The organism is Sphingomonas hankookensis, from assembly GCF_022664465.1.
Classification (GTDB): Bacteria; Pseudomonadota; Alphaproteobacteria; order Sphingomonadales; family Sphingomonadaceae; genus Sphingomonas; species Sphingomonas hankookensis.
The window spans coordinates 49058-69818 of sequence record NZ_JAKREV010000002.1 but is presented as its reverse complement, the minus strand read 5'-3'; the positions used below and the strand labels follow the sequence as shown (position 1 = coordinate 69818).

At 67.2% G+C, this 20761-nt stretch carries 17 protein-coding genes; 10 read left to right on the top strand and 7 right to left on the bottom strand.

The features are described 5' to 3' along the window. Positions 1-5: 5 nt before the first annotated feature. The gene (locus MF610_RS05720) at positions 6-1964 is read left to right on the top strand and encodes a sialate O-acetylesterase (RefSeq protein WP_242193744.1); all 1959 of its coding nucleotides are present in this window, start codon (positions 6-8) and stop codon (positions 1962-1964) included. A gap of 155 nt (positions 1965-2119) precedes the next feature. On the opposite strand, the gene MF610_RS05715 is transcribed toward MF610_RS05720, so the two are convergent. Continuing rightward, positions 2120-2746 (bottom strand): DUF4198 domain-containing protein, encoded by a 627-nt coding sequence (locus tag MF610_RS05715; protein ID WP_242193743.1) that lies wholly within the window; start codon positions 2744-2746, stop codon positions 2120-2122. Positions 2747-2913: 167 nt separating this feature from the next. Between MF610_RS05715 and MF610_RS05710 the strand changes: the two genes are divergently transcribed. Genes MF610_RS05710 through MF610_RS05695 form a run of 4 tightly spaced genes read left to right on the top strand, consistent with a single transcriptional unit; the run spans position 2914 to position 7233 of the window. Further along, the gene (locus MF610_RS05710) at positions 2914-5091 is read left to right on the top strand and encodes a TonB-dependent siderophore receptor (protein WP_242193741.1); all 2178 of its coding nucleotides are present in this window, start codon (positions 2914-2916) and stop codon (positions 5089-5091) included. Next, positions 5091-5402 (top strand): hypothetical protein, encoded by a 312-nt coding sequence (locus tag MF610_RS05705; RefSeq protein WP_242193739.1) that lies wholly within the window; start codon positions 5091-5093, stop codon positions 5400-5402. Before MF610_RS05710 ends, MF610_RS05705 begins: the two co-directional genes overlap by 1 nt. Next, positions 5399-6985, top strand: coding sequence for a PepSY-associated TM helix domain-containing protein (locus MF610_RS05700; protein ID WP_242193737.1), 1587 nt, complete (start codon positions 5399-5401; stop codon positions 6983-6985). The genes MF610_RS05705 and MF610_RS05700 overlap by 4 nt, the downstream gene beginning before the upstream one ends. Continuing rightward, complete coding sequence (locus MF610_RS05695; protein ID WP_242193735.1) at positions 6982-7233, top strand: DUF3325 family protein; 252 nt, start codon at positions 6982-6984, stop codon at positions 7231-7233. The genes MF610_RS05700 and MF610_RS05695 overlap by 4 nt, the downstream gene beginning before the upstream one ends. On the opposite strand, the gene trmFO is transcribed toward MF610_RS05695, so the two are convergent. After that, a complete protein-coding gene (gene trmFO, locus MF610_RS05690; protein WP_242193733.1) occupies positions 7230-8546 on the bottom strand; it encodes a methylenetetrahydrofolate--tRNA-(uracil(54)-C(5))-methyltransferase (FADH(2)-oxidizing) TrmFO in 1317 nt (438 codons plus the stop codon). The genes MF610_RS05695 and trmFO overlap by 4 nt on opposite strands. A 105-nt stretch (positions 8547-8651) precedes the next feature. Here trmFO and MF610_RS05685 point away from each other — a divergent pair, with 105 nt between their 5' ends. Next, positions 8652-9083, top strand: a complete 432-nt coding sequence (locus MF610_RS05685; protein ID WP_242193731.1) for a DUF488 domain-containing protein — start codon at positions 8652-8654, stop codon at positions 9081-9083. A gap of 27 nt (positions 9084-9110) precedes the next feature. Here MF610_RS05685 and MF610_RS05680 read toward each other — a convergent pair whose 3' ends face one another. Beyond that, positions 9111-9458, bottom strand: coding sequence for a DUF952 domain-containing protein (locus MF610_RS05680; RefSeq protein ID WP_242193728.1), 348 nt, complete (start codon positions 9456-9458; stop codon positions 9111-9113). Then, complete coding sequence (gene gyrA / locus MF610_RS05675; RefSeq protein ID WP_277923928.1) at positions 9455-12238, bottom strand: DNA gyrase subunit A; 2784 nt, start codon at positions 12236-12238, stop codon at positions 9455-9457. Before gyrA ends, MF610_RS05680 begins: the two co-directional genes overlap by 4 nt. 87 nt (positions 12239-12325) lie before the next feature. Here gyrA and MF610_RS05670 point away from each other — a divergent pair, with 87 nt between their 5' ends. After that, the gene (locus tag MF610_RS05670) at positions 12326-13453 is read left to right on the top strand and encodes a mechanosensitive ion channel family protein (RefSeq protein ID WP_242193727.1); all 1128 of its coding nucleotides are present in this window, start codon (positions 12326-12328) and stop codon (positions 13451-13453) included. A gap of 83 nt (positions 13454-13536) precedes the next feature. On the opposite strand, the gene MF610_RS05665 is transcribed toward MF610_RS05670, so the two are convergent. The 3 genes from MF610_RS05665 to MF610_RS05655 are packed head-to-tail and all read right to left on the bottom strand — an operon-like array spanning position 13537 to position 16829. Beyond that, a complete protein-coding gene (locus tag MF610_RS05665; RefSeq protein ID WP_242193725.1) occupies positions 13537-15369 on the bottom strand; it encodes a DUF885 domain-containing protein in 1833 nt (610 codons plus the stop codon). A 51-nt stretch (positions 15370-15420) separates the two neighbouring features. Beyond that, on the bottom strand, positions 15421-15855 hold the full coding sequence (locus MF610_RS05660; RefSeq protein WP_242193723.1) for an NfeD family protein: 435 nt from the start codon (positions 15853-15855) through the stop codon (positions 15421-15423). After that, on the bottom strand, positions 15852-16829 hold the full coding sequence (locus tag MF610_RS05655; RefSeq protein ID WP_242193722.1) for an SPFH domain-containing protein: 978 nt from the start codon (positions 16827-16829) through the stop codon (positions 15852-15854). The genes MF610_RS05660 and MF610_RS05655 overlap by 4 nt, the downstream gene beginning before the upstream one ends. A 51-nt stretch (positions 16830-16880) precedes the next feature. Here MF610_RS05655 and MF610_RS05650 point away from each other — a divergent pair, with 51 nt between their 5' ends. Genes MF610_RS05650 through guaB form a run of 3 tightly spaced genes read left to right on the top strand, consistent with a single transcriptional unit; the run spans position 16881 to position 20646 of the window. After that, positions 16881-17681, top strand: coding sequence for an HpcH/HpaI aldolase/citrate lyase family protein (locus MF610_RS05650; RefSeq protein WP_242193720.1), 801 nt, complete (start codon positions 16881-16883; stop codon positions 17679-17681). A 37-nt stretch (positions 17682-17718) separates the two neighbouring features. Continuing rightward, positions 17719-19170 carry a M28 family peptidase gene (locus MF610_RS05645; protein WP_242193718.1) on the top strand — a complete coding sequence of 484 codons (1452 nt, stop codon included), beginning with the start codon at positions 17719-17721 and terminating at the stop codon, positions 19168-19170. 18 nt (positions 19171-19188) lie between these two features. Next, on the top strand, positions 19189-20646 hold the full coding sequence (gene guaB / locus MF610_RS05640; RefSeq protein WP_242193715.1) for an IMP dehydrogenase: 1458 nt from the start codon (positions 19189-19191) through the stop codon (positions 20644-20646). Positions 20647-20761: the final 115 nt, after the last annotated feature.

Below are 20761 nucleotides of genomic sequence, written 5' to 3'. Positions count from 1 at the left end.
GGATCATGCGTTCGGTCGGGGAATGGATGTTCGGCGTCACGGCGGCATTGCTGGCGAGTGCCGCGCCGGTAGCGGCGCAGACCGCGGCGCCCGGCTTCGCCAACATCTTCGCCGACCACGCCGTCCTGCAACGCGGTCGCCCGATCACGCTGTGGGGGAATGCCGCGCCGGGCGAGACGGTGACCGTGCGGCTGGGCGAACGCAGCGCCACCGCGGTCGCCGGTCCCGACGGGAAATGGCGCGCGACCCTGCCCGCGATGCAGGCAGGGGGTCCCTACACGCTGGAGGTGGCCGGCAAGGCATCGCCGGCGCAGACGCTGTCGGACATCATGGTCGGCGACGTGTTCCTGTGCGGCGGGCAGTCGAACATGGAGTTTCAGGTCAAGCACGCTACCGGGCTTGAGGTCATTCCGTCGGCCAACGACGCCGACCTGCGTTTCACCACCATCCCCGATACCAGCCGTCCGACGCCTGCCGCCGATCTGGCGGCACGCGCGACGTGGCGACAGGTATCGCCCGAGACGGTCGGGGACGCTTCGGCGGTCTGCTATTTCATGGCGCGGTCGCTGCGAACCTCCGAAAAGGTGCCGATGGGCTTCATCGCGTCCGAATGGGGCGGCACCCGGATCGAAAGCTGGATCAGCGCACCCGCGCTCGGCACGCTGCCCGGCTTTGGCGAAGGGTTGGCAGCGGTCGCGACCTATGGCCGTGATCCCGCCGCGGCGATTACCGCCGACGGCGCGCGCCGCGAACGGGCATGGGATGCGGTCGACCCGACTGCCAAGGCGGATCGCGCGTTCCGTGCGGCGGCGTTCGACGATCAACGTTGGGCCACCGTTCCCGCCGATGACGGGCAATTGCCCGCCGCCGATCGGACCGGGATCGAAGGGGCGGTGTGGCTGCGCACCGCCGTCGACCTAACGGCCGAACAGGCCGCGGCGGGGCGCCGTATCCAGCTGGGGCCGATCGGCAGGTTCGACGAAACCTATATCAACGGTCACTACGTCGGCGGGGGCAGCGTCGACTGGGCATGGCGCAACTACGACCTGCCTGCCGGTGTGCTGCGCGCGGGCCGCAATGTCGTTGCGATCCGCGCGGTGAAGGCGAACGGGCGGATGGCGTTCACCAACGTATCGAACCGTGCGATCGGGTTGGCCGATGGCGGCGTAGTGCCGCTGGCCGGGCCGTGGCGCTACCGGATCGGGGCGCCGGTTAGGGACGACGTCCGCATCGCACCTGCCCCGTGGGAGGTGCCGAACAGCCTGACGACGCTCTACAACGGCATGATCGCACCGCTCTCGGGCTACGGCCTGAAGCTTGCTGCCTGGTATCAGGGGGAATCGAACGCGGGCGAAGCCGGCGCGTACCGTGCACTTATGACCGGACTCATGGCCGATTGGCGCCGCACCTTCGCCACGCCCGACCTGCCGTTCTTCGTTGTGCAGCTGACCGCCTTCGGCAAGGCGCAGACGGTGCCGACCGATTCGGGCTGGGCAGCGTTGCGACAGGCGCAGGCCGAAGCGGTCGCTGCCGACGCCCATGCCGGCCTTGCCGTCACGCTCGACGTTGGCGACCGGTTCGACATCCACCCGGCGCAGAAGAAGATCGTCGGCGAACGCCTCGCCCGGCTGGCCCGCGTGGTCGCCTATGGCCAGAGCGGTCCGCGCACCGGCCCTGAAGCGAGCGATGCGGTCCGGCAGGGCGCCGACATCGTCGTCCGCTTCCGCAATGTGACCGGTGGTCTGCAACGCTATGGCGGGGCAGGGGCAATCGGCTTCGAACGCTGTGCCGGCACGACGTGCAGCTTCGTCGACGGCGTGGTGCAGGGCGACACCATCGTCCTGCCTGGCGCGAACCGCCCGGAGGTGACAGCGATCCGCTACGCATGGTCCGACGCGCCGTTCGTCAACCTGTTCGACGGCGCCGACCTGCCCGCCGCGCCGTTCAACCTGTCGCTGAAGTAGCGCCACCGCTTCGTCATCCCCGCGCAGGCGGGGATCCATACACGCAGCGCAGGCGAATCCAGCCCCAGCGTCGGCGGCCATGAATTCCCGCCTGCGCGGGAATGACGAAGCGTTTCCTCTAATCGACCGGCGGGACATGCCCGCCGCCAACTGGATCAGTTCACCACGAACGTCGTGGTGGCGATGTGGTGCAGCTTGTCGACCGGGCCGGCGGCGACGCGCAACTTGCCGGTTTCGACCTGTGCGGCGGTCAGCAGATAGCGACCCTTGCCCTCGGCCGGCACAGCAATACTGCCATCGGCCGCGGCGACCAGCTCGACCGATTTGCGCGCCGGCGTGATCAGCGTCACCTTGGCGGCGGGCACCGGCTTGCCGTCATGGAGCAGCGCGAAGCGGGTGCCGTTGGCGCTCAGCGGCGCCAGCTCATACGCCATCTTCGCACCCGTGGTGCCGCGACCGGCACGGGCGTAATAGACCACGCCTTCCTTCGCACCGGCATCGCCCCACGGCTCGAACACCGAATTGTCAACGACGCGGACATCGCCCGGCGCCACCTTCGCCTCGATGAAGCCGGCGCGGCGTACCTGTTGCGCGGCGGGCTGGTCGACAATTTTCGGCGCCTGCAACCGCTTGAATTCCGGATCGCCACCCGGCGGCAGCGGCTCGGCCGGTTCGCCCAAATAGATGCGCGCCGGACCATTGCCGTCGCGTTCGACCCAGACTTCATGCGCATCGGCGATCGCCGGCAGGGCCAGCGCGATCAACAGGGCAAGGCTTCGCATCGTCATCTCCCATTCCGACGGAATCCCGTCGTTCGGGCTTCTGTATATAGTAATGAGAGTAGCTCGCAATAGCGTTGCAATCGGCGACGATGGCTCGTAGGGACCACCCATATTGAAAGCGACTCGCAAAAGGGAATGAAATGCGGCCTTCGGTACGACATACAACATTGGCTGCATTGCTTGCGACGTGCGTGCTGATCCTGCCCGCTGCGGCTGAACCAGTCACGTCGGTCGACGAAGACACCGATACCCAGCGAGAGGACGACATCATCGTCGTCGGCAAGAGCTATGGTCAGGCCGTCGGCAAGACCGTGACCCCGCTGAAAGACGTGCCGAACACCATCACCGTGATTGATCAGGAACAGTTGCAGCAACGCAATCTGTTCACGCTGGAGGATGCGTTGACGGTCACCAACGGCGTCACGGTGACCGGCATCAGCAGCGAAGACCCGTCCTTCCTCTCGCGTGGATTTACGATCAACAACTACCTGGTTGACGGCGTACCCACCTTCTCCTTCGCTTTTCCTGCGGTAGTGCCCGACCTGTTCCTTTACGACCGGGTCGAGGTGCTACGCGGCCCCGCCGGGCTGTTCAGCGGGGCTGGCAATCCCGCGGGCAGCATCAACCTCGTCCGTAAACGGCCGCTCGCCGAACGCTCGGTCAGCGCGCTCGCCGGCTATGGCAGCTATCAGAACCTGCGCGCCGAACTCGACGTATCGACCCCGCTCGACGACCATTCGGGCATGCGGCTGGGCGCGATGGTGCAGGATCAGGACCAGTTCTTCGACGTTGCGCACCGCTATCGCTTCGCCGTGTTCGGCGTGGCGGATACCAGGATCGGCGACGATACGACGCTGACCGTCGGCGGCAATTACGACCTGTTCAAACCGGCGATCCAGTCGGGCCTGCCGGGCTATATCGGCGGCACCGACGGCAGCGAGGGGCGGCTGCTCGACGTGCCGCGGTCGACCTATCTCGGTGCCGACTGGAACCGCTTCCGGTCGGAAAGCTGGTCGGGCTTCGTCGAACTGGCGCACCGCGTCAGCGACCGCTGGACGCTGCGCGCGACGGGCATGCTGACCGACGTCGATCGCATCGACATCTACAGCTATATCGGCAACCAGCCGGTCACCCCGACCAATGGCCGCACCAGTCACATAGCCTATCGCGGCGACAGCGCGATGCAGACGCGTTCGTTCGATTTCAACGGGGTAGGCAGCTTTCCTGCCTTCGGACGCGAACAGACGCTGATCCTCGGCGCCGATTATCAGGCAAGCACCTCGACCTCCGCCAATGCGCGCCGGTCGAACTACGCCACGATCGACGTGTTCGATCCGGTGTCGCCGGCCGAACCCGATCTCGATCCCCGCACACTGGCGACCGGCAAGGCGGTCGGCGGCAGTCTGACCGATGTCGAGCAATATGGCCTGTACGGCCAGATGCGGTTGAGCCCGCTCGCCGGGCTGACGCTGGTCGGTGGCGGTCGCATGACGTGGTGGGATACGACGGTCACGCTGACCTCGGCGCAACTGGTGCGCGGGGCGCCGTCGACCTACAGCTTCGACGAACGCTTCACTCCCTATGCCGGGGTGGTGTGGGACGTGACCGACGACCTGAACCTTTACGCCAGCTACGCCGACAGCTTCACGCCGCAGGCACCGGTCGGCGGACGGGTCCGTCCCGATGGTCGCAAACTCGAACCGCTGATCGGCGATCAGTATGAGGCTGGGACGAAGCTGTCGTTGATGAACAAGCGGCTGCTGCTGTCGGCGGCGGTGTATCAGATCACGCAGAACAACCGGACCTTCAACGACCCCAATCTCGATACGGTCGTCTATCAGATCGGCAAGGTCCGCGCGCGAGGCGTCGAGGCGGAGGCGAGCGGGGAAATCCTGCCCGGCTGGCGCGTCAATGGCGGCTATACCTTCACCCGGACCAAATATCTGGAGGAAGCCAATCCGGTGCTGGAAGGGTTGAGCCTGTTGCCGGTCATCCCCGAGCACATGGTCAAGCTGTTCACCAACTACGAACCCGCCGACGGCCCGCTGGCCGGGGCCAGCGTCGGTGCGGGCGTGACGTGGTTCGACGAAACGTGGAGCGGCACGCCGGCGGCCTTCAACGCCAATGGTTCGTTGCGCACGCGGTCGTCGGTCGTCCGGCAGGGGGCCTATGCCGTCGCGGACCTGCGCGCCGGCTACAAGCTGACCGACGCGCTGTCGGTCGCGGTCAACGTCAACAACGTGTTCGACCGCAACTATTACGCGCGCATCTCATCGACCGGCCGCGGCAATTATTACGGCATGCCGCGCACCGTGTTCGCCAGCATCCGGGCGACCTTCCCGTGATGGCCGTCGGCCGTGAACGCCACATCCTGTGGCGGCGGCTGGGCGACAATGCCCTGCGGCTGATCTCGGCCTTGCCGGTCGGCTATGCCGTCGCGTCGCTGTGGTCGATGGCGCTCGCCCGCATCCTGCCGGGCGACCGGGCGCAGGCGACGGTCGCCGCCGCACTGATCGCGCTCGTCTTGTGCGCGGGTGCCGCGATGTGGTCCTATGCCGCGCGCAGCGGCTGGCGGGCATTGTGGACGCTGGTCGTCGCGGGTGCGGTGGCGGGTGCGATCAGCTGGGGATCGGTCGCGATCTGGGGACGGATATGAGCAAGGGATTTCGCCAGTCGCAATCGACGCTGCATACCTGGTCCGGGCTGCTGCTCGGCTGGCTGCTGTTCGCGATCTTCGTGGCGGGCACCTCGGCCTATTGGCGCGAGGCGCTGAACCGCTGGTCGCGACCCGAGCTTGCCCGGATCGAAAGCACCGATCGCGTCGTGCGCGGCGCGGTCGATTTCCTGTCGCGCAAGGCGCCCGACGCGCAAAGCTGGTTCATCACCGTGCCGACCACCCAGAGCGCCGGTGCCGACCTGTTCTGGGTCCCGGCGGTCAAGCCCGGTGAGGAAGGCCGCGGCCGGCGCGGCCGGCGCGACACCCGCGCCTTCATCGGTAGCGACGGGCAGGAGGGGACCGCACGCGCGACACGCGGTGGCGAGTTCTTCTACCGTTTCCATTTCGATCTGCATTATGTGCCGGTTTTCTGGGCACGGTGGATCGTCAGCATCGCCGCGATGTTCATGCTGGTCGCGATCTTCACCGGGATCGTCACCCACAAGAAGATTTTCCGCGACTTTTTCACGCTCCGGCGGGGAAAGGGACAGCGGTCGTGGCTCGACGGGCATAACGCCACCGCGGTGCTGGCGCTGCCGTTCCACCTGATGATCACCTATACCGGGCTGGTCACGCTGATCGCGATGCTGATGCCATGGGCGATCGTCGCCAACTATAGCGACGAAGCCAAGCTCTACGAAGTCGTGTTCCCGCAGGCGCCGGTCGCCGAACGCACCGAACGGCCCGCGCCGCTGGCCGATCTGGTCCCTATCCTGCACGATGCCGAACGCCGGATCGGCGGGTCGATCGGCTATATCACCGTCTTCAATCCGGGCGATGCGGCGGCGCGGATCACGCTGACCCGCTCAGGCAATTCGATGCTGTCGGCGCGCACGCCCAGCATCGCCTATGACGGCGTGACCGGCCGCTTGTTGTGGCAGGCCCCGCCGGTCGGCGGCGCGGTGGAGACGCAGGGGGTGATGGTCGGCCTGCATGCCGGGCGCTTCGGTGACTATCCGATGCGCTGGCTGTATTTCCTGTGCGGCATCGCCGGGTCGCTGATGGTCGCCAGCGGCCTAGTCCTGTGGACCGTCAAGCGGCGCGAGCGGCTGCCTGATCCGGCGCGCCCGCATTTCGGTTTTCGGGTGGTCGAGCGGCTGAACGTCGGCTTCGTCGCCGGCTTCCCGCTCGCGATGACGGTCTATCTGTGGGCCAACCGCCTGCTGCCGTTCGGGCTGGAGCGGCGTGCCGATCAGGAAATCAACACGATGTTCGCCGGCTGGGCGGTGGTGTTCCTCTACGCGCTGGCACGGCGTCCGGGGCGGGCATGGGTCGAGCTGCTGGCGTTGCAGGCGGTACTGCTCGTGCTGTTGCCGCTCTACAACCTCGTCGCGCTGCCGACCGGGCTATTTGCCACGATCGCGCGGGGCGACTGGGTGCTGGCGGGTGCCGATCTGACCTTCCTCGCGCTCGGTACCGGGTTCGGGTTCGCCGCGTGGCGCGTCCATCGCTTCCGGCCGAAGGAGCGCCGCCGTGCCGCCCGCGCGCCGCAACCGGCTGCGAATTGGGCACCGGCGGAATGACGCTCGTCGCCCTCCTGTCGGCGCTCGGCGCCTTCGCACTGCTGGCGCTCGCCAGCGACCGTCACCGCGACCGTTGGCGTGGGCTGACCCTGCGCTGGCGTCGCCCGGCGGGGTGGGTGCTGGTGGCACTCACCTTCGCCGCCGGGTTCGCCGCATGGGGCCCGGTCTATGGCGCGATCGGCGCGACCGGGCTGTTGATGTTCGCCGCCGGGGTCAGCCTCCTGACGCTGAACCTCACCCGCCGTTAGAGTGCCGCTGCCCAAGGTTCGAACGCATCGCGGGCCCGCGCCGTGTACATCTTCTTGCGGTCGGCCTTTTTGGTGCGGCCGGGGATGGGGGGCATCAGCCCGAAATTGACGTTCATCGGCTGGTAGGTTTCGGCCACCGCTGCCCCGGTGATATGGTGGAGCAGCGCCCCCAGCGCCGTCTCGACGGGGGGCGGCGCCAATTCACGCCCCGCTAGTTCAGCCGCAGCGAAGCGCCCGGCCATCAGGCCTACCGCTGCGCTTTCCACATAGCCCTCACATCCAGTCATCTGCCCGGCGAAGCGCAGATGCGGTCGTGCCTTCAACCGCAGCGTCGGGTCGAGCAGTTCGGGCGATCGGATGAAGGTGTTGCGATGCAACCCACCCAGCCGGGCGAACTCGGCATTCTCCAGCCCCGGAATGGTCCGGAACAACCGTACCTGTTCGCCATGCTTCAGCTTGGTCTGGAACCCGACGATGTTCCACAGAGTCCCCGTAGCGTTATCCTGCCGCAGCTGTACGACCGCATGCGGCCACCGCCCGGTACGCGGATCGTCCAGCCCGACCGGCTTCATCGGCCCGAAGCGCAGCGTGTCGAGCCCACGGTCGGCCATCACCTCGATCGGCATGCAGCCTTCGAAATAGGGGACATTCTCCCATTCCCGGAACTCGGCCTTTTCACCCGCGATCAGCCCGGCATGAAAGGCTTCATACTGTTCGCGGTTCATCGCGCAGTTGATGTAATCCTTGCCCTCGCCCTTGTTCCAGCGGCTCTGGAACCATGCCTGGTCCATGTCGATCGAATCGAAATGGACGATGGGAGCGATCGCGTCGAAAAATGCGAGCGCCTCCGCCCCCGTAGCGCCGCCGATGTCGCCGGCCAGCTTCGGCGCGGTCAGCGGCCCGGTGGCGACGATCGTCATGCCGCTGTCGGGCAGGGCATCGACGCGTTCGCGCACGATCGTGATGTTGGGATGCGCTTCGAGCGCGGCGGTGACGCCCGCCGAAAACCCGTCACGATCGACCGCCAGCGCCGTTCCCGCCGGTACCTTGTGCGCATCGCCCTTCGCCATGATCAGCGATCCCAGCGCGCGCATCTCGGCGTGGAGCAGCCCGACCGCATTCGATTCGGCATCGTCCGAGCGGAAGCTGTTCGAACAGACCAGCTCGGCCAAGTCGTCACCCTGATGCGCCGGCGTAGTATCGCCGCCGCCGCGCATTTCGGACAGGCGCACCTTCGCGCCGCCTTGCGCCAACTGCCATGCCGCTTCGGACCCGGCGAGCCCGCCGCCGATGATGTGAACGTCGTATTGCATGCACGGCGTCTAGGCGGACGAAGGGAAACGGGCAATGAACGTCCGGATCGTACCGTCGTTTTAATAGGCGGAATGCGGGACGATCGCGATGAAGGGATGCGGGCGATGAAGATCTTCACGATCGGCTATGAGGCGGTAACCATGGCGGAATTTATCGCCGCGCTGACGCAGGCCGGTGTCCGTCGCGTCATCGACGTCCGTGCCTTGCCGCTGTCGCGACGGCCGGGTTTCTCCAAATCCCCGCTCGCCGCCGAACTGGCGGGCCATGGCATCGATTATGTGCATCTGAAGGCGCTCGGCACGCCAAAACGCGGGCGGGATGCCGCGAAGAAGGGCGACGTCGCGACGCTGCGGGCGGTGTACGACGAACAGCTCGAATTGCCCGAGGCGCAGGCGCAGGCAGCGATCATGCTCGGGCTGGCGGCGGAGATGCCGTCGGCGCTGCTATGCTTCGAACGCGAGCCGCAGCATTGTCACCGGACGTTGTTGCTGGAAGCGGTCGGGCAGGGCGCGGAGGTAGTGGAGCTCTACGCCTAAATCCTCCCCATATTATGGGGAGGATACTTACCCCGTAACCGGCCGCTTCACCCGGCCGGTATCGTCGCGATGCAACGGCCCGTACGCGATCACCGCATCCAGCGGCAGCGGCGCATAGAGGTGCGGAAACAACTGCCCCCCGCGCGATTCCTCCCATTTCACCGCATCGCCCAGCGCCTCGAGGTCGACTTCCGCCACATGCAGGTTGTCCTGCCCGGCAAAGTGCTTGTCGACCGTCTCGGTCAACTGTTCGAAGGTCGACAGATGGACATAGCCATCGGCCAGATCGACCGGCGCCCCGGCGAAGCTGCCGTCATGCTCCAGTGCCGTCATCTGCGCATTGGTCAGCACCTTGAACGCGGTGGCGGGCCTCATTCCTCGATATCCGATTCGCTGATAGTGTCGGGACCGGTGCCGTCGTCGAGCACGATATCGCCCTCGGTCGCCGGGTTCGCCGCCAGTTCCTCGGCAACGATCGCCTCTGCATCGTTCTCCGGCGTCTCGTCCTCGTCGATCTTTGCGGCCGACACGACCTGCTCGCCGAACCCGACGCGGAAAATCGTGATTCCCTGCGTATTGCGGCCCGCGACGCGGATATCGCCGACGGTGGTGCGGATCAGCTTCGCCTGATCGGTGACCAGCATCAGCTGTTCGCCATTATGCGCCGGGAAGCTCGCCACGACAGCACCGTTGCGGTCGGAGGTGACGATGTTGGTGATTCCCTGACCCCCGCGTCCGGTGCGGCGATATTCATAGGCCGAGGTGCGTTTGCCGAAGCCGTTGGCGGTGACGGTCAGGATGAACTCCTCCGCCGCCTCGAACTCCGCCATGCGTTCGGAGCTGAGCGTCATCTCGCGCTCGCCTTCCTTCCACGGCGCGGCCTTGAGATAGGCTTCGCGCTCGTCGGCGGTAGCGTCGAACCCGCCGAGGATCGACAGTGAGATGACCTCGTCGTCCTTGCCTAGCGAAATACCGCGCACGCCGGTCGACGTCCGGCTCTGGAACTCGCGCACATCGGTTGAGGCGAAGCGGATCGCCTTACCCGCCTTGGTGGCCAGCAGCACGTCGTCGGTCTCGGTCAGCAGCGCCACGCCGATCAGGCGATCGTCGCTGTCATCGTCGAACCGCATCGCGATCTTGCCCGCGGTCGGGATGTTCGCGAACGCGTCCATCGAATTGCGCCGCACGGTGCCGTTGGCGGTGGCGAACATGACGTGCAGGTCGCTCCAGCGTTCCTCGTCCTCGGGCAGCGGCAGCACGGTCGAGATCGTCTCTCCGGCGGCCAGCGGCAGCAGGTTCACCATCGGCCGCCCGCGCGTCGCCGGGCCGCCTTCGGGCAGGCGCCACACCTTCATGCGGTACACCTTGCCGGCGGTCGAGAAGAACAGCACCGGGGTATGGGTGCTGGTCACGAACAGGTTCGTGATCGCATCCTCGTCCTTGGTCGCCATGCCGGCGCGGCCCTTGCCGCCACGCTTCTGCGCGCGAAACGCGTCCAAGGGCGTGCGCTTGATATAGCCCTGCACCGTGACGGTAACGACCATGTCTTCGCGCTCGATCAAATCCTCGTCATCGATGCCGTCGGCGGCGCCGGCGATCTCGGTACGCCGGGGCGTCGCGAATTCGGCGCGGACGTCGACCAGTTCCTGCCGCATGACGGCATAGAGCTTCGCACGGTTGGCAAGGATGTCGAGCAGATAGCCGATCGAATTGGCCAGCGTCTGCAATTCCCCGCCGATCTCGTCGCGGCCGAGTGCGGTCAGGCGATGCAGCCGCAGGTCGAGGATCGCGCGGACCTGCAGGTCGGACAGGCGATAATAGTCACCGGTCGTGTCGGATTCGACCGCTTCGACTAGCTTCAGATACGGCGCGATCTCCGCCACCGGCCATTCGCGCTCCAGCAACTTGGCGCGGGCGGCGGCGGGGCTTTCCGACCCGCGGATCATCCGCACCACCTCGTCGAGGTTGGTGACGGCGATGACGAGGCCCAGCAACAGGTGCGCCCGCTCGCGCGCCTTGGCCAGTTCGTACTTCGACCGGCGGGTGATGACCTCTTCGCGGAAGCCGACGAATGCGTCGATGATCTGACTGAGGTTGAGCAGTTCGGGCCGCCCGCCGCGGATCGCCAGCATGTTCGCGGCAAAGCTCGACTGTGCCGGGGTGTGCCGCCACAGCTGGTTCAGCACGACATCGGGCGTCGCATCGCGTTTTAGGTCGATGACGATCCGCACGCCTTCGCGGTTCGATTCGTCGCGAATGTCGCTGACGCCCTCGATCCGCTTGTCCTTGGCCGCCTCGGCGATCTTTTCGACCAGCCCCGACTTGCCGACCTGGAACGGAATTTCGGTCAGCACGATCGAGCGCCGCTCGCCGCGCGCCTCGACGATGTGGCGCGATCGCAGGATGATCGATCCGCGCCCGCCGGCATAGGCGGCACGCGCCCCGGCCCGGCCCAGCATCATCGCGCCGGTCGGGAAGTCCGGCCCGGGCACGATCTCGCACAGTTCCTCGTGCGTCAGCGGCTCGCCGCCCTCGACCCGGCGGTCGATCGTGGCAAGACAGGCGTCGACGACTTCGCCCAGATTGTGCGGCGGCACGTTGGTCGCCATGCCGACCGCGATCCCGCCTGCACCATTGACCAGCAGGTTGGGGAAGCGCGCCGGCAGGACGGCGGGCTCGCGCTCCGATCCGTCGTAGTTGGGCACGAAATCGACGGTATCCTTGTCGAGATCGTCGAGCAGCGCCATCGCCGACTTGGCGAGGCGCGCTTCGGTATAACGCATCGCGGCGGGCGGATCGGGGTCCATCGACCCGAAATTGCCCTGACCATCGATCAGCGGCAGCCGCATCGACCATGGCTGCGCCATGCGCGCCAACGCGTCGTAGATCGCGGTGTCGCCATGGGGGTGATATTTACCCATCACGTCACCGACGATACGCGCCGACTTCCGATACGCCTTACCCGGCACGAAGCCGCTTTCCTGCGCCGAATACAGGATGCGGCGATGCACCGGCTTCAACCCGTCGCGCACGTCGGGCAACGCGCGCGAGACGATGACGCTCATCGCATAGTCGAGATAGCTCGACCGCATCTCGTCCACGATCGAGATGGGGGCGATGTCGGATGGGTCGGCGATCAGCGTCGCGTCTGTCAAAGTTTTACGCTTTCGGGGAATGTTTCGGTTGCGTGGCACACTAGCCGCGAAGGGTGCGAAAGCCAAGTCTCGCGACCGTCCGGGAACATGCTGCGGCGCGGCGTGTTGGCTGGGACGATGCGGGACCTGCAACGACTCCTCAACACGCTGCCACCGACGGCGATCGACCTAGCGACCGTTGCGCTGTCGGTACTGGCGGCACTGCTGCTCCACGCCGTCGCGTTCCGCGTGCTCAGGCGGTTTGCCGCGCGGACGCCGGGCTCGGTCGACGACGTCTATGTCGACCATGCGTGGCGGCCGATGCGCTGGATCCTCGTCGCGATGGCGCTGGCGAGCGTGCGTCGTCCGCTGCGGCTGCCAGAGCGGTGGGACGATCTGTGGACGCAGATGGCCGGGCTGGTCGTCCCGCTGTTGATGGGATGGTTCGCGATCGCGATGATCCGCGCATCGGTGAAGGCGATCGAGGTCGCGACCGACATCACCGTCGCCGACAATTTGCGCGCGCGCCGCCGCCGGACGCGGAGCGCGATCCTCGGCCGGATCGCGATCATCGCGATCGGCTTCATCACGATCTGCCTGATGCTGCTGTCGATCCCCAGCATCCGGTCGATCGGCGTGACGCTGATGGCGTCGGCGGGCCTTGCCGGCCTAGCGGTGGGCGCCGCCGCACAGCCTGCGCTGAAGAATATCATCGCCGGCGTGCAGATGGCGTTCACCGAACCGATCCGCATCGACGACGTCGTCATCATCGAGAACGAATGGGGCCGGATCGAGGAAATCCGCCTTACCTATGTCGTCGTCCGTTTGTGGGACGAACGGCGGCTGGTTGTGCCGGTGTCGAAATTCCTCGAATCGAGTTTCCAGAACTGGACCCGGACGACCAGCGGATTGCTGGGGTCGGCGTTCTTCTGGCTGGACCCGACGACCAACATCCCCCGCCTGCGCGAAAAGTTCGAGGAACTGGTGAAGGCCGATCCGCTCTGGGACGGGCGCGCCCATGTCCTGCAGGTGACCGATACCAAGCCCGATGCGATCGAGGTCCGCATCCTCGCCACCGCGTCCGACGCCGCCCGCGCGTTCGACCTGCGCTGTTCGCTGCGCGAAGGGATGCTGGCCTATATTCGGGATGAGATGCCCGAGGCGCTGCCGCGGCGGCGGGTCGCGGTGGATGGTGCCAACGATCGCAACGCCGCCGCAGACGTCACCCCAGTATAGGCTGGGGTCTCTTGCGCTCGGCGCGGGACAGGAGCCGCAGGAGATTCCGGCCTGCGCTGGAACGACGCCCGGGGCGAGGGGGGCTACCCCCGCCGCCCCGCCACGAACGCATCGATATTCCGCGCCAGCACCGTCATCGGCACCCCGCCGCCCTGCACGACGGCATCGTTGAACGCCTTGAAGTCGTAGTGCGGACCCAGCGCCGTCTTCGCCCGGTCGCGCAGGCGGTTGATCTCCGAATGGCCGACCTTGTAACCGCATGCCTGACCCGGCCACGAGCAATAGCGATCGACCTCGCCCGATACTTCCTCGACGCTCGATCCGTTGGTGCTGGCGAACCAGTCGATCGCCTGGCTGCGGGTCCAGCGCTTCGCATGCAGCCCGGTGTCGACCACCATCCGGCACGCGCGGAACGCGATCGACTGGAGATAGCCCAGCCGTCCGACCGGATCGCCGTCATAGGCGCCAAGCTCGTCGCCCAGCTGCTCCGAATACAGCGCCCAGCCTTCGGAAAAGGCGTTGAACTGCAATAGCGACCGGATCAGCGGCAGGCGGAAGCTGTATTCGCCTTGCCACACATGGCCCGGGATCGCCTCGTGATAGACCAAAGTCGGCAGCGAATAGCGCGTCCACAGATCGGTGGTGCGCAGGTTGATCCACATCTTGCCCGGCACCTTGCCGTCGATCGACCCGGCACCGCCATAGGCCCCCGGCGCGCCGGCTTCCTCGACCGGCGGAATGCGGCGCACCTCGACATTGCCTGGCGCCATCGTGTTGAACGCGCGGGGCATCCGGGCACGAATGTCACTCAGGCGGTTCTGGACTAGCGCCATGATCTGTGCCCGACCGGCGTCGTTGTCGGGGAAGGTGAAGCGCGGGTCCTTGCCGAGCGCCGTCATCCGCGCGCCGACGCTGCCCTTTGTATAGCCAAGCGACTTCAGGATCACGTCCATCTGCCCCTGCAACGCGGCGAGTTCTTCCTTGCCGCGGGCGTGGACCTCGTCGGGGGTCATCATCGTGGTGGTCGAGGCGCGCAGCCCCCACGCATACCACGCATCGCCGTCGGGCCGCGCCCACATACCGGCATCCGACGTCGCTTTCGCCCGGTCGGCGCGGATGGCCGCCAGCTGCCGTTCGAGCGCCGGCTTCACCTTGTCGCGCGCGATCACGGTCGCCCGCGCGGTCCAGTCGCCCGGAATATCCTTGGTCCGCCGGGTGAGCGACGTGACGATGTCCCACGACGCCGGATCGCCGGTGGTCGACTGGGTCAGCTGCTTGATGGTCTTGTCGAGCAGGAAGTCGGGCGCCACCACCCCGCCCGCCGATGCCGCACGCACCCGCTGCGTCTCGCCGTCCAGCTGCGTCGCATAGCTGTCGAGCCGCGCCAGATAGGCGTCGGCGTCCGCCTTCGTCGTGATGCTGTGATCGCTGTCGAGGAACCGCGGCACGTCGAGATACGCGCCCACATTCTGGATCACGACATAGGGCGTGTTGCGCCACCCGCCGACCGCGACGTCGCCGTACGGCAGGGCGAACCCCTCGATCGCGGTTTCGAATGCGGTCCGCGCGACGTCGATATCGGTCCGCGTCGCGGTGGAGAGCGGCTTGGTGTCGATCGCCTGCAACGTCGCGACATGCGCGCGCAGATGGTCGGCGATCGCCTGCTGTCCGGCCGCCGATCGGTCGCCCAGCCGCGACTTGAGCGCGGCCCGCGCCCCGGTATCGATACCAAGGCCGCTGGCGGACTCGGGCGAATCGACCAGCATCGCCTCGGCGATCGTCGCCAGCGTCGTTTCCGCCGCCTTGTCCGCGCCCGTCGCTGCGGTCTGGGCATGGGCGGTCAGCTTGACGGGCAGGGTCGCGGTCAGCGTCGTCGCGGCGGCACCGGCGATCCAGTCGCGGCGGGAGAGGTCCATGGCGGTTCCTTCGAAACTGTCGCGCCTGTGTCCCGCGACCGACCGCGCGCGTCAATCGTCGGCGGCGATGGTCAGCGTCGATCCGCTGACCCCGACGATCCGCCCCCGGCTGCCGACATCCAGCGGCGGCCCGCGCGCGATCCACTCGCCATCGCCCAGCCGGACGCGGCCGATGCCATCGACGATCGGTTCGACCACCACCACCCGTTCGCCGATCAGCCGCGCCGCACGGTCGTTGAGCATCGGGTCGTCGCTGTCGACCGGATAGTCCGCATACCAGCGCCGCCCGATCACCACCGTCACCACGCTCCACGCCCCGAACACCGCCAGCTCGGCCGGCAGCGTGAGGGCGGGGAACAGCAGCGCCAGCACGCCGGTGATTGCCGCCGCGATCGCGACGAAGACGAGGAATACCCCCGGCACCGCCAGCTCGGCCGCGCCCAGCACCACCGCCAGCAACAACCAGGCATAGCCGCCGTCGATCATCGCGCCGGCGGCTCGAAGGGACCGGCGGGACGCTCGCGCGCTGCCGACGGGGCCGCAACCGGCTTGCTTTCGGCAAGCGCTTCCTTGGCCAGCTGCCCGATGCCGCCTAGGGTACCGATCAGCTGCGTCGCCTCGACCGGGAACAGGATCGTCTTGGCATTGGGGCTGGTCGCGAACTTGCCGACCGCCTCGACATATTTCTGTGCGATGAAATAGTTGATCGCCTGCGTGCCGCCGGCCTCGATCGCGTCGCTGACCACCTGCGTCGCCTTCGCCTCGGCCTCGGCCGCGCGCTCGCGGGCTTCGGAGTCGCGGAACGCCGATTCGCGGCGCCCTTCAGCCTCGAGGATGCGCGCCTGCTTCTGCCCCTCGGCGCGCAGGATTTCCGACGCGCGCGTGCCTTCGGCTTCGAGGATGTTGGCGCGCTTCTCGCGCTCGGCCTTCATCTGGCGGCCCATCGCGTTGACGATGTCGGCGGGCGGGCGGATGTCCTTGATCTCCACGCGGGTGATCTTCACCCCCCACGGGTTGGTCGCGTGATCGACCACGCCCAGCAGCCGCGCATTGATCTCGTCACGCTTCGACAGCGTCTCGTCGAGGTCCATCGACCCCATCACCGTGCGCAGGTTGGTGGTCGTGATCTGCTGGAGCGCGATATACAGGTCGGACACCTCGTACGCCGCCTTGGCCGGGTCGAGCACCTGGAAGAACACCACGCCGTCGGTCGATACCATCGCATTGTCGCGGGTGATGATTTCCTGCCCCGGAATGTCGATCACCTGCTCCATCATGTTCACCTTGCGGCCGACACGGTAGAAGAAGGCGGGATAGAAATTGAACCCCGGCCGTGCCACCGCGGTGAAGCGGCCGAAATGTTCGATCGTATATTGATGCCCCTGCGTGACGATCTTCACGCTGGCGAACAGATAGAACAAGACCAGCAACACGATCGCCGCGACCACGCCCAACACCATCGACCGTCCCCTGCTTGTGTTTTGTCGACCGGACCCTAGCATGATCGGACCATGGAACCAGCGACAACCCTTGCCCCGCGCAGTCTTTTGTTCGTGCCGGCGGTCCGTCCCAGCATGGTCGCCAAGGCCGCCGGGCTCGACGCCGACCTGATCGTCCTCGACCTCGAGGACTCGGTCCGCGACGGCGACAAGGCCGCGGCGCGCGAAGCCTTGCCGGTATCGCTCGAACTGCTGCACGGCCGCGGCGCGGCGGTACGGATCAATGCACCCGACAGCCCGCATTTCGCCGACGATCTGGCGATACTCGACCGCGTCGGCGACACGCTGGTGGTCGTGCCGAAGGTAGAGGCATCCGGCGATCTCGCGGCGTTGTCCGGTCGCGCCCTGCTGCCGATGATCGAGACGCCCGCGGGCGTACTGGCCGCCGCGGCGATCGCCGCGGTGCCGGGCGTGGTCGGGCTGCTGGTCGGTACCAACGACCTCGCCGCCGCGCTGCGTTTGCCACCGGGGGCGGGGCGGGGGGCGTTGACCACCGCGCTGCACATGGTCGTGCTGGCGGCGCGCGCTGCGGGCGGCTTGGCATTGGACGGCGTGTTCAATGCGCTGAACGACGCCGATGGCCTTGCGCGCGAATGCGCCGAAGGACGGGCGATGGGGTTCGACGGCAAGTCGCTGATCCATCCCAACCAGATCGTCGTCGCCAATACCGCCTTCTCCCCCACGCCCGCCGAACTGGAAGAGGCCGCGGCGATGATCGCCGCCGCCGGGGGCGGGGCGGAACGGTTCCAGGATCGCATGATCGAGGACATGCATGTCGAAATGGCGCGCCGGCTGATCCAGCGCGCGCGTTGACGCTTGCCCGTAACGTTCGGGATCGATAGTGGGGCGCATGTCGCTCCGCCCGATCCTCGGACTCGCCGCCCTGCTGCTCAGCACGACGCCGGCCCTCGCCCAGTCGATCACCCCGAAGATGCTGCGCGACCACGTCGCGATCCTCGCCAGCGATGCCTATGAAGGGCGCGAACCCGGCACGCCCGGTGGCGACCGTGCCGAAGCCTATGTGTTGCAGGCGTTCGCCGATGCCGGGCTGAAACCCGGCGCGCCCGACGGTCGCTGGCGGCAGGAGGTGGCGATGGCCGACCACCTCGCCGCCACGCTGACCGCCGTGGTGCGGCAGGGATCGCGCAGTACGACGCTGACCGCCCAGCAGATTGCCGGTCTCGGCCTGTCGCCGACCACCGCCATCCGGCGCGCGCCGCTCGTCTTCGTCGGTCGCGGTGCGCCCGATCAGATGCAGGGTGCGAAGCTGAGGGGTGCCGTCGCGGTCGTCATTGGTGGCACCGCACCCGACGCCCCCGCAGTCCCGACCGCCGATCGCAATGCCGCGCTGCTGGCGGCGGGTGCTGTCGGTGTCCTCCTGATCGCACCCGCGCAGGCGCCATGGACCGACGTCGCGCACAGCTATTCGACCGCGACCATCGCCGGCACCCCGCGCCGGCCCGATTTCAGCGGCGTGGTGCCGGCCAGCCTTGCCGAAACGCTGTTGGGCCGTTCCGCGGCGGACCTGCGCAAGGCGGCGATCGCGCCGGACTTCCGCCCGTTTCGGGCCAAGACGACGATCGATGTCGCCGCGACCGGCACCACCCGCCGCTACACCACCGCCAACATCGTCGGCATGATCCCGGGTACGCAGCGCCCCAACGAAGCGGTGCTGCTGTCGGCGCATTGGGACCATATCGGCTTCTGCCGCCCCGAAGGCGCGCCCGATCGCATCTGCAACGGCGCGGCGGACAACGCCAGCGGCACCGCGATCCTGATCGAGATCGCCCGCGTGCTGGCCAAGGGGCCTCGCCCGGCGCGCAGCCTGTATTTCGTCGCCACCACGGCGGAGGAAAAGGGCTTGATCGGCGCCGATGCCTATGCCGCGGCGGTCGCCGAAACCCCGCTCAAGATCGTTGCGAACCTCAACATCGATACCGCCGCGATCGTCCCAACGGGAATGCCGGTGGCGATGGTCGGGCGCGGCAATTTCCCGAAGATCGACGCGATCGTCGATGCCACCGCCCGTTCGATCGGCCGCAATGTCGATACCGATACCGAAGCCAACATCATGATCCAGCGGCAGGACGGCTGGGCGTTCGGGAAGCGCGGCATTCCTGCCGTCATGGCGACCGGTTCGGTCAGCGACATGAAACGGCTGTTCGCCTATCTTGACGGCCCGTACCACAAACCGAACGACGACCTCGCGCATATCGACCTGTCGGGCGCTGCCGAGGATGCCGACCTGCATGTGGCGCTCGCCCGCGCACTTGCCGACCCGATCCGCTACCCCGCCAACTGATACGAGACGACGCTTCCCATGGATATCACCCTCGGCCTGACCTTCGACGACGTGCTGCTGGTTCCGCAGGAATCGGACGTGCTGCCCAGCCAGGCCGACCCGCGCACCCGCGTCGCCCGCAATCTGGCGCTCAACATCCCGTTCCTGTCGTCCGCCATGGACACCGTAACCGAGGCGGACATGGCGATCGTCATGGCGCAGCTGGGCGGGATCGGCGTGCTTCACCGCAACCTGACCGTCGAGGAACAGGTCGCGGCGGTCCGCGCGGTCAAGCGCTTCGAAAGCGGCATGGTCGTCAACCCGATCACCATCGCTGCCGACGCCCCGCTCAGCGCCGCGCGCGCGCTGATGCAGCGCCACCGGATCAGCGGTATCCCGGTGGTCGAAAACTCGGGCAAGCTGGTCGGCATCCTGACCAACCGCGACGTCCGCTTCGCCGAAAACCCGAACCAGCCCGTCGCCGAGCTGATGACGCACGAGAACCTCGCGACCGTCCGTATCGGGGTTTCGCAGGAAGAAGCGCGTCGCCAGCTCCATCACCGTCGGATCGAGAAGCTGCTGGTCGTCGACGACGCGTATAATTGCGTAGGCCTGATCACCGTCAAGGACATCGAAAAGGCGGTGACCTACCCGAACGCGACCAAGGACGGCGCCGGTCGCCTGTGCGTCGCCGCCGCCACCACGGTCGGTGACACGGGCTATGAACGCACCGAGGCGCTGATCGAGGCCGAATGCGACCTGATCGTCATCGATACCGCGCACGGCCATAACCGGCAGGTCGCCGAAGCGGTGAAGCGGGTGAAGGCGATCGCACCGCACGTTCAGGTCATCGCCGGCAACGTCGCGACTGGCGACGCCACCCGTGCGCTGATCGATGCCGGTGCCGACGGCATCAAGGTCGGCATCGGGCCGGGATCGATCTGCACCACCCGCGTCGTCGCCGGCGTCGGCGTGCCACAGCTGACCGCGGTAATGGATGCGGCAAAGGCGGCGGCGGGGACCGGCGTACCGGTGATCGCCGATGGCGGCATCCGCACCTCGGGCGACGTCGCCAAGGCGCTGGCCGCCGGCGCATCGGCGGTGATGATCGGATCGCTGCTGGCGGGAACCGAAGAAGCGCCGGGCGAGACCTTCCTGTATCAGGGCCGCGCGTACAAAAGCTACCGCGGCATGGGCTCGGTCGGGGCGATGGCCAAAGGTTCGGCCGACCGCTATTTCCAGCAGGATATCAAGGACCAGCTGAAGCTCGTTCCCGAAGGGATCGAAGGACAGGTCGCGTTCAAGGGCCCAGCCAAGGACGTCATCCACCAGCTGGTTGGCGGCGTGAAGGCGGCGATGGGCTATACCGGGTCGCACACCATCACCGAGCTGCAGGAGCGCGCCCGCTTCGTCCGCATCACCAATGCGGGCCTGCGCGAAAGCCATGTCCACGACGTGACGATAACCCGCGAAGCGCCGAACTACCCGACGCGCTGACCGGGCGGAGCGTTGCCACGGCCCGGCTTTTGTCGCGCCGTGGTGGCATGCCCGTGCCGATATCCCGCGGCGTGCATTCACGGACCATGGCACACCGGTATATTTGCACCGCTAG

Excerpts from the sequence above, each read along its gene's own strand:
- MF610_RS05720 (WP_242193744.1), top strand. The coding sequence starts at position 6 with ATGCGTTCGGTCGGGGAATGGATGTTCGGCGTCACGGCGGCATTGCTG.
- MF610_RS05715 (WP_242193743.1), bottom strand. The coding sequence starts at position 2,746 with ATGCGAAGCCTTGCCCTGTTGATCGCGCTGGCCCTGCCGGCGATCGCC.
- MF610_RS05705 (WP_242193739.1), top strand. The coding sequence starts at position 5,091 with ATGGCCGTCGGCCGTGAACGCCACATCCTGTGGCGGCGGCTGGGCGAC.
- MF610_RS05700 (WP_242193737.1), top strand. The coding sequence starts at position 5,399 with ATGAGCAAGGGATTTCGCCAGTCGCAATCGACGCTGCATACCTGGTCC.
- MF610_RS05695 (WP_242193735.1), top strand. The coding sequence starts at position 6,982 with ATGACGCTCGTCGCCCTCCTGTCGGCGCTCGGCGCCTTCGCACTGCTG.
- trmFO (WP_242193733.1), bottom strand. The coding sequence starts at position 8,546 with ATGCAATACGACGTTCACATCATCGGCGGCGGGCTCGCCGGGTCCGAA.
- MF610_RS05685 (WP_242193731.1), top strand. The coding sequence starts at position 8,652 with ATGAAGATCTTCACGATCGGCTATGAGGCGGTAACCATGGCGGAATTT.
- MF610_RS05680 (WP_242193728.1), bottom strand. The coding sequence starts at position 9,458 with ATGAGGCCCGCCACCGCGTTCAAGGTGCTGACCAATGCGCAGATGACG.
- MF610_RS05670 (WP_242193727.1), top strand. The coding sequence starts at position 12,326 with ATGCTGCGGCGCGGCGTGTTGGCTGGGACGATGCGGGACCTGCAACGA.
- MF610_RS05665 (WP_242193725.1), bottom strand. The coding sequence starts at position 15,369 with ATGGACCTCTCCCGCCGCGACTGGATCGCCGGTGCCGCCGCGACGACG.
- MF610_RS05660 (WP_242193723.1), bottom strand. The coding sequence starts at position 15,855 with ATGATCGACGGCGGCTATGCCTGGTTGTTGCTGGCGGTGGTGCTGGGC.
- MF610_RS05655 (WP_242193722.1), bottom strand. The coding sequence starts at position 16,829 with ATGGTGTTGGGCGTGGTCGCGGCGATCGTGTTGCTGGTCTTGTTCTAT.
- MF610_RS05650 (WP_242193720.1), top strand. The coding sequence starts at position 16,881 with ATGGAACCAGCGACAACCCTTGCCCCGCGCAGTCTTTTGTTCGTGCCG.
- MF610_RS05645 (WP_242193718.1), top strand. The coding sequence starts at position 17,719 with ATGTCGCTCCGCCCGATCCTCGGACTCGCCGCCCTGCTGCTCAGCACG.
- guaB (WP_242193715.1), top strand. The coding sequence starts at position 19,189 with ATGGATATCACCCTCGGCCTGACCTTCGACGACGTGCTGCTGGTTCCG.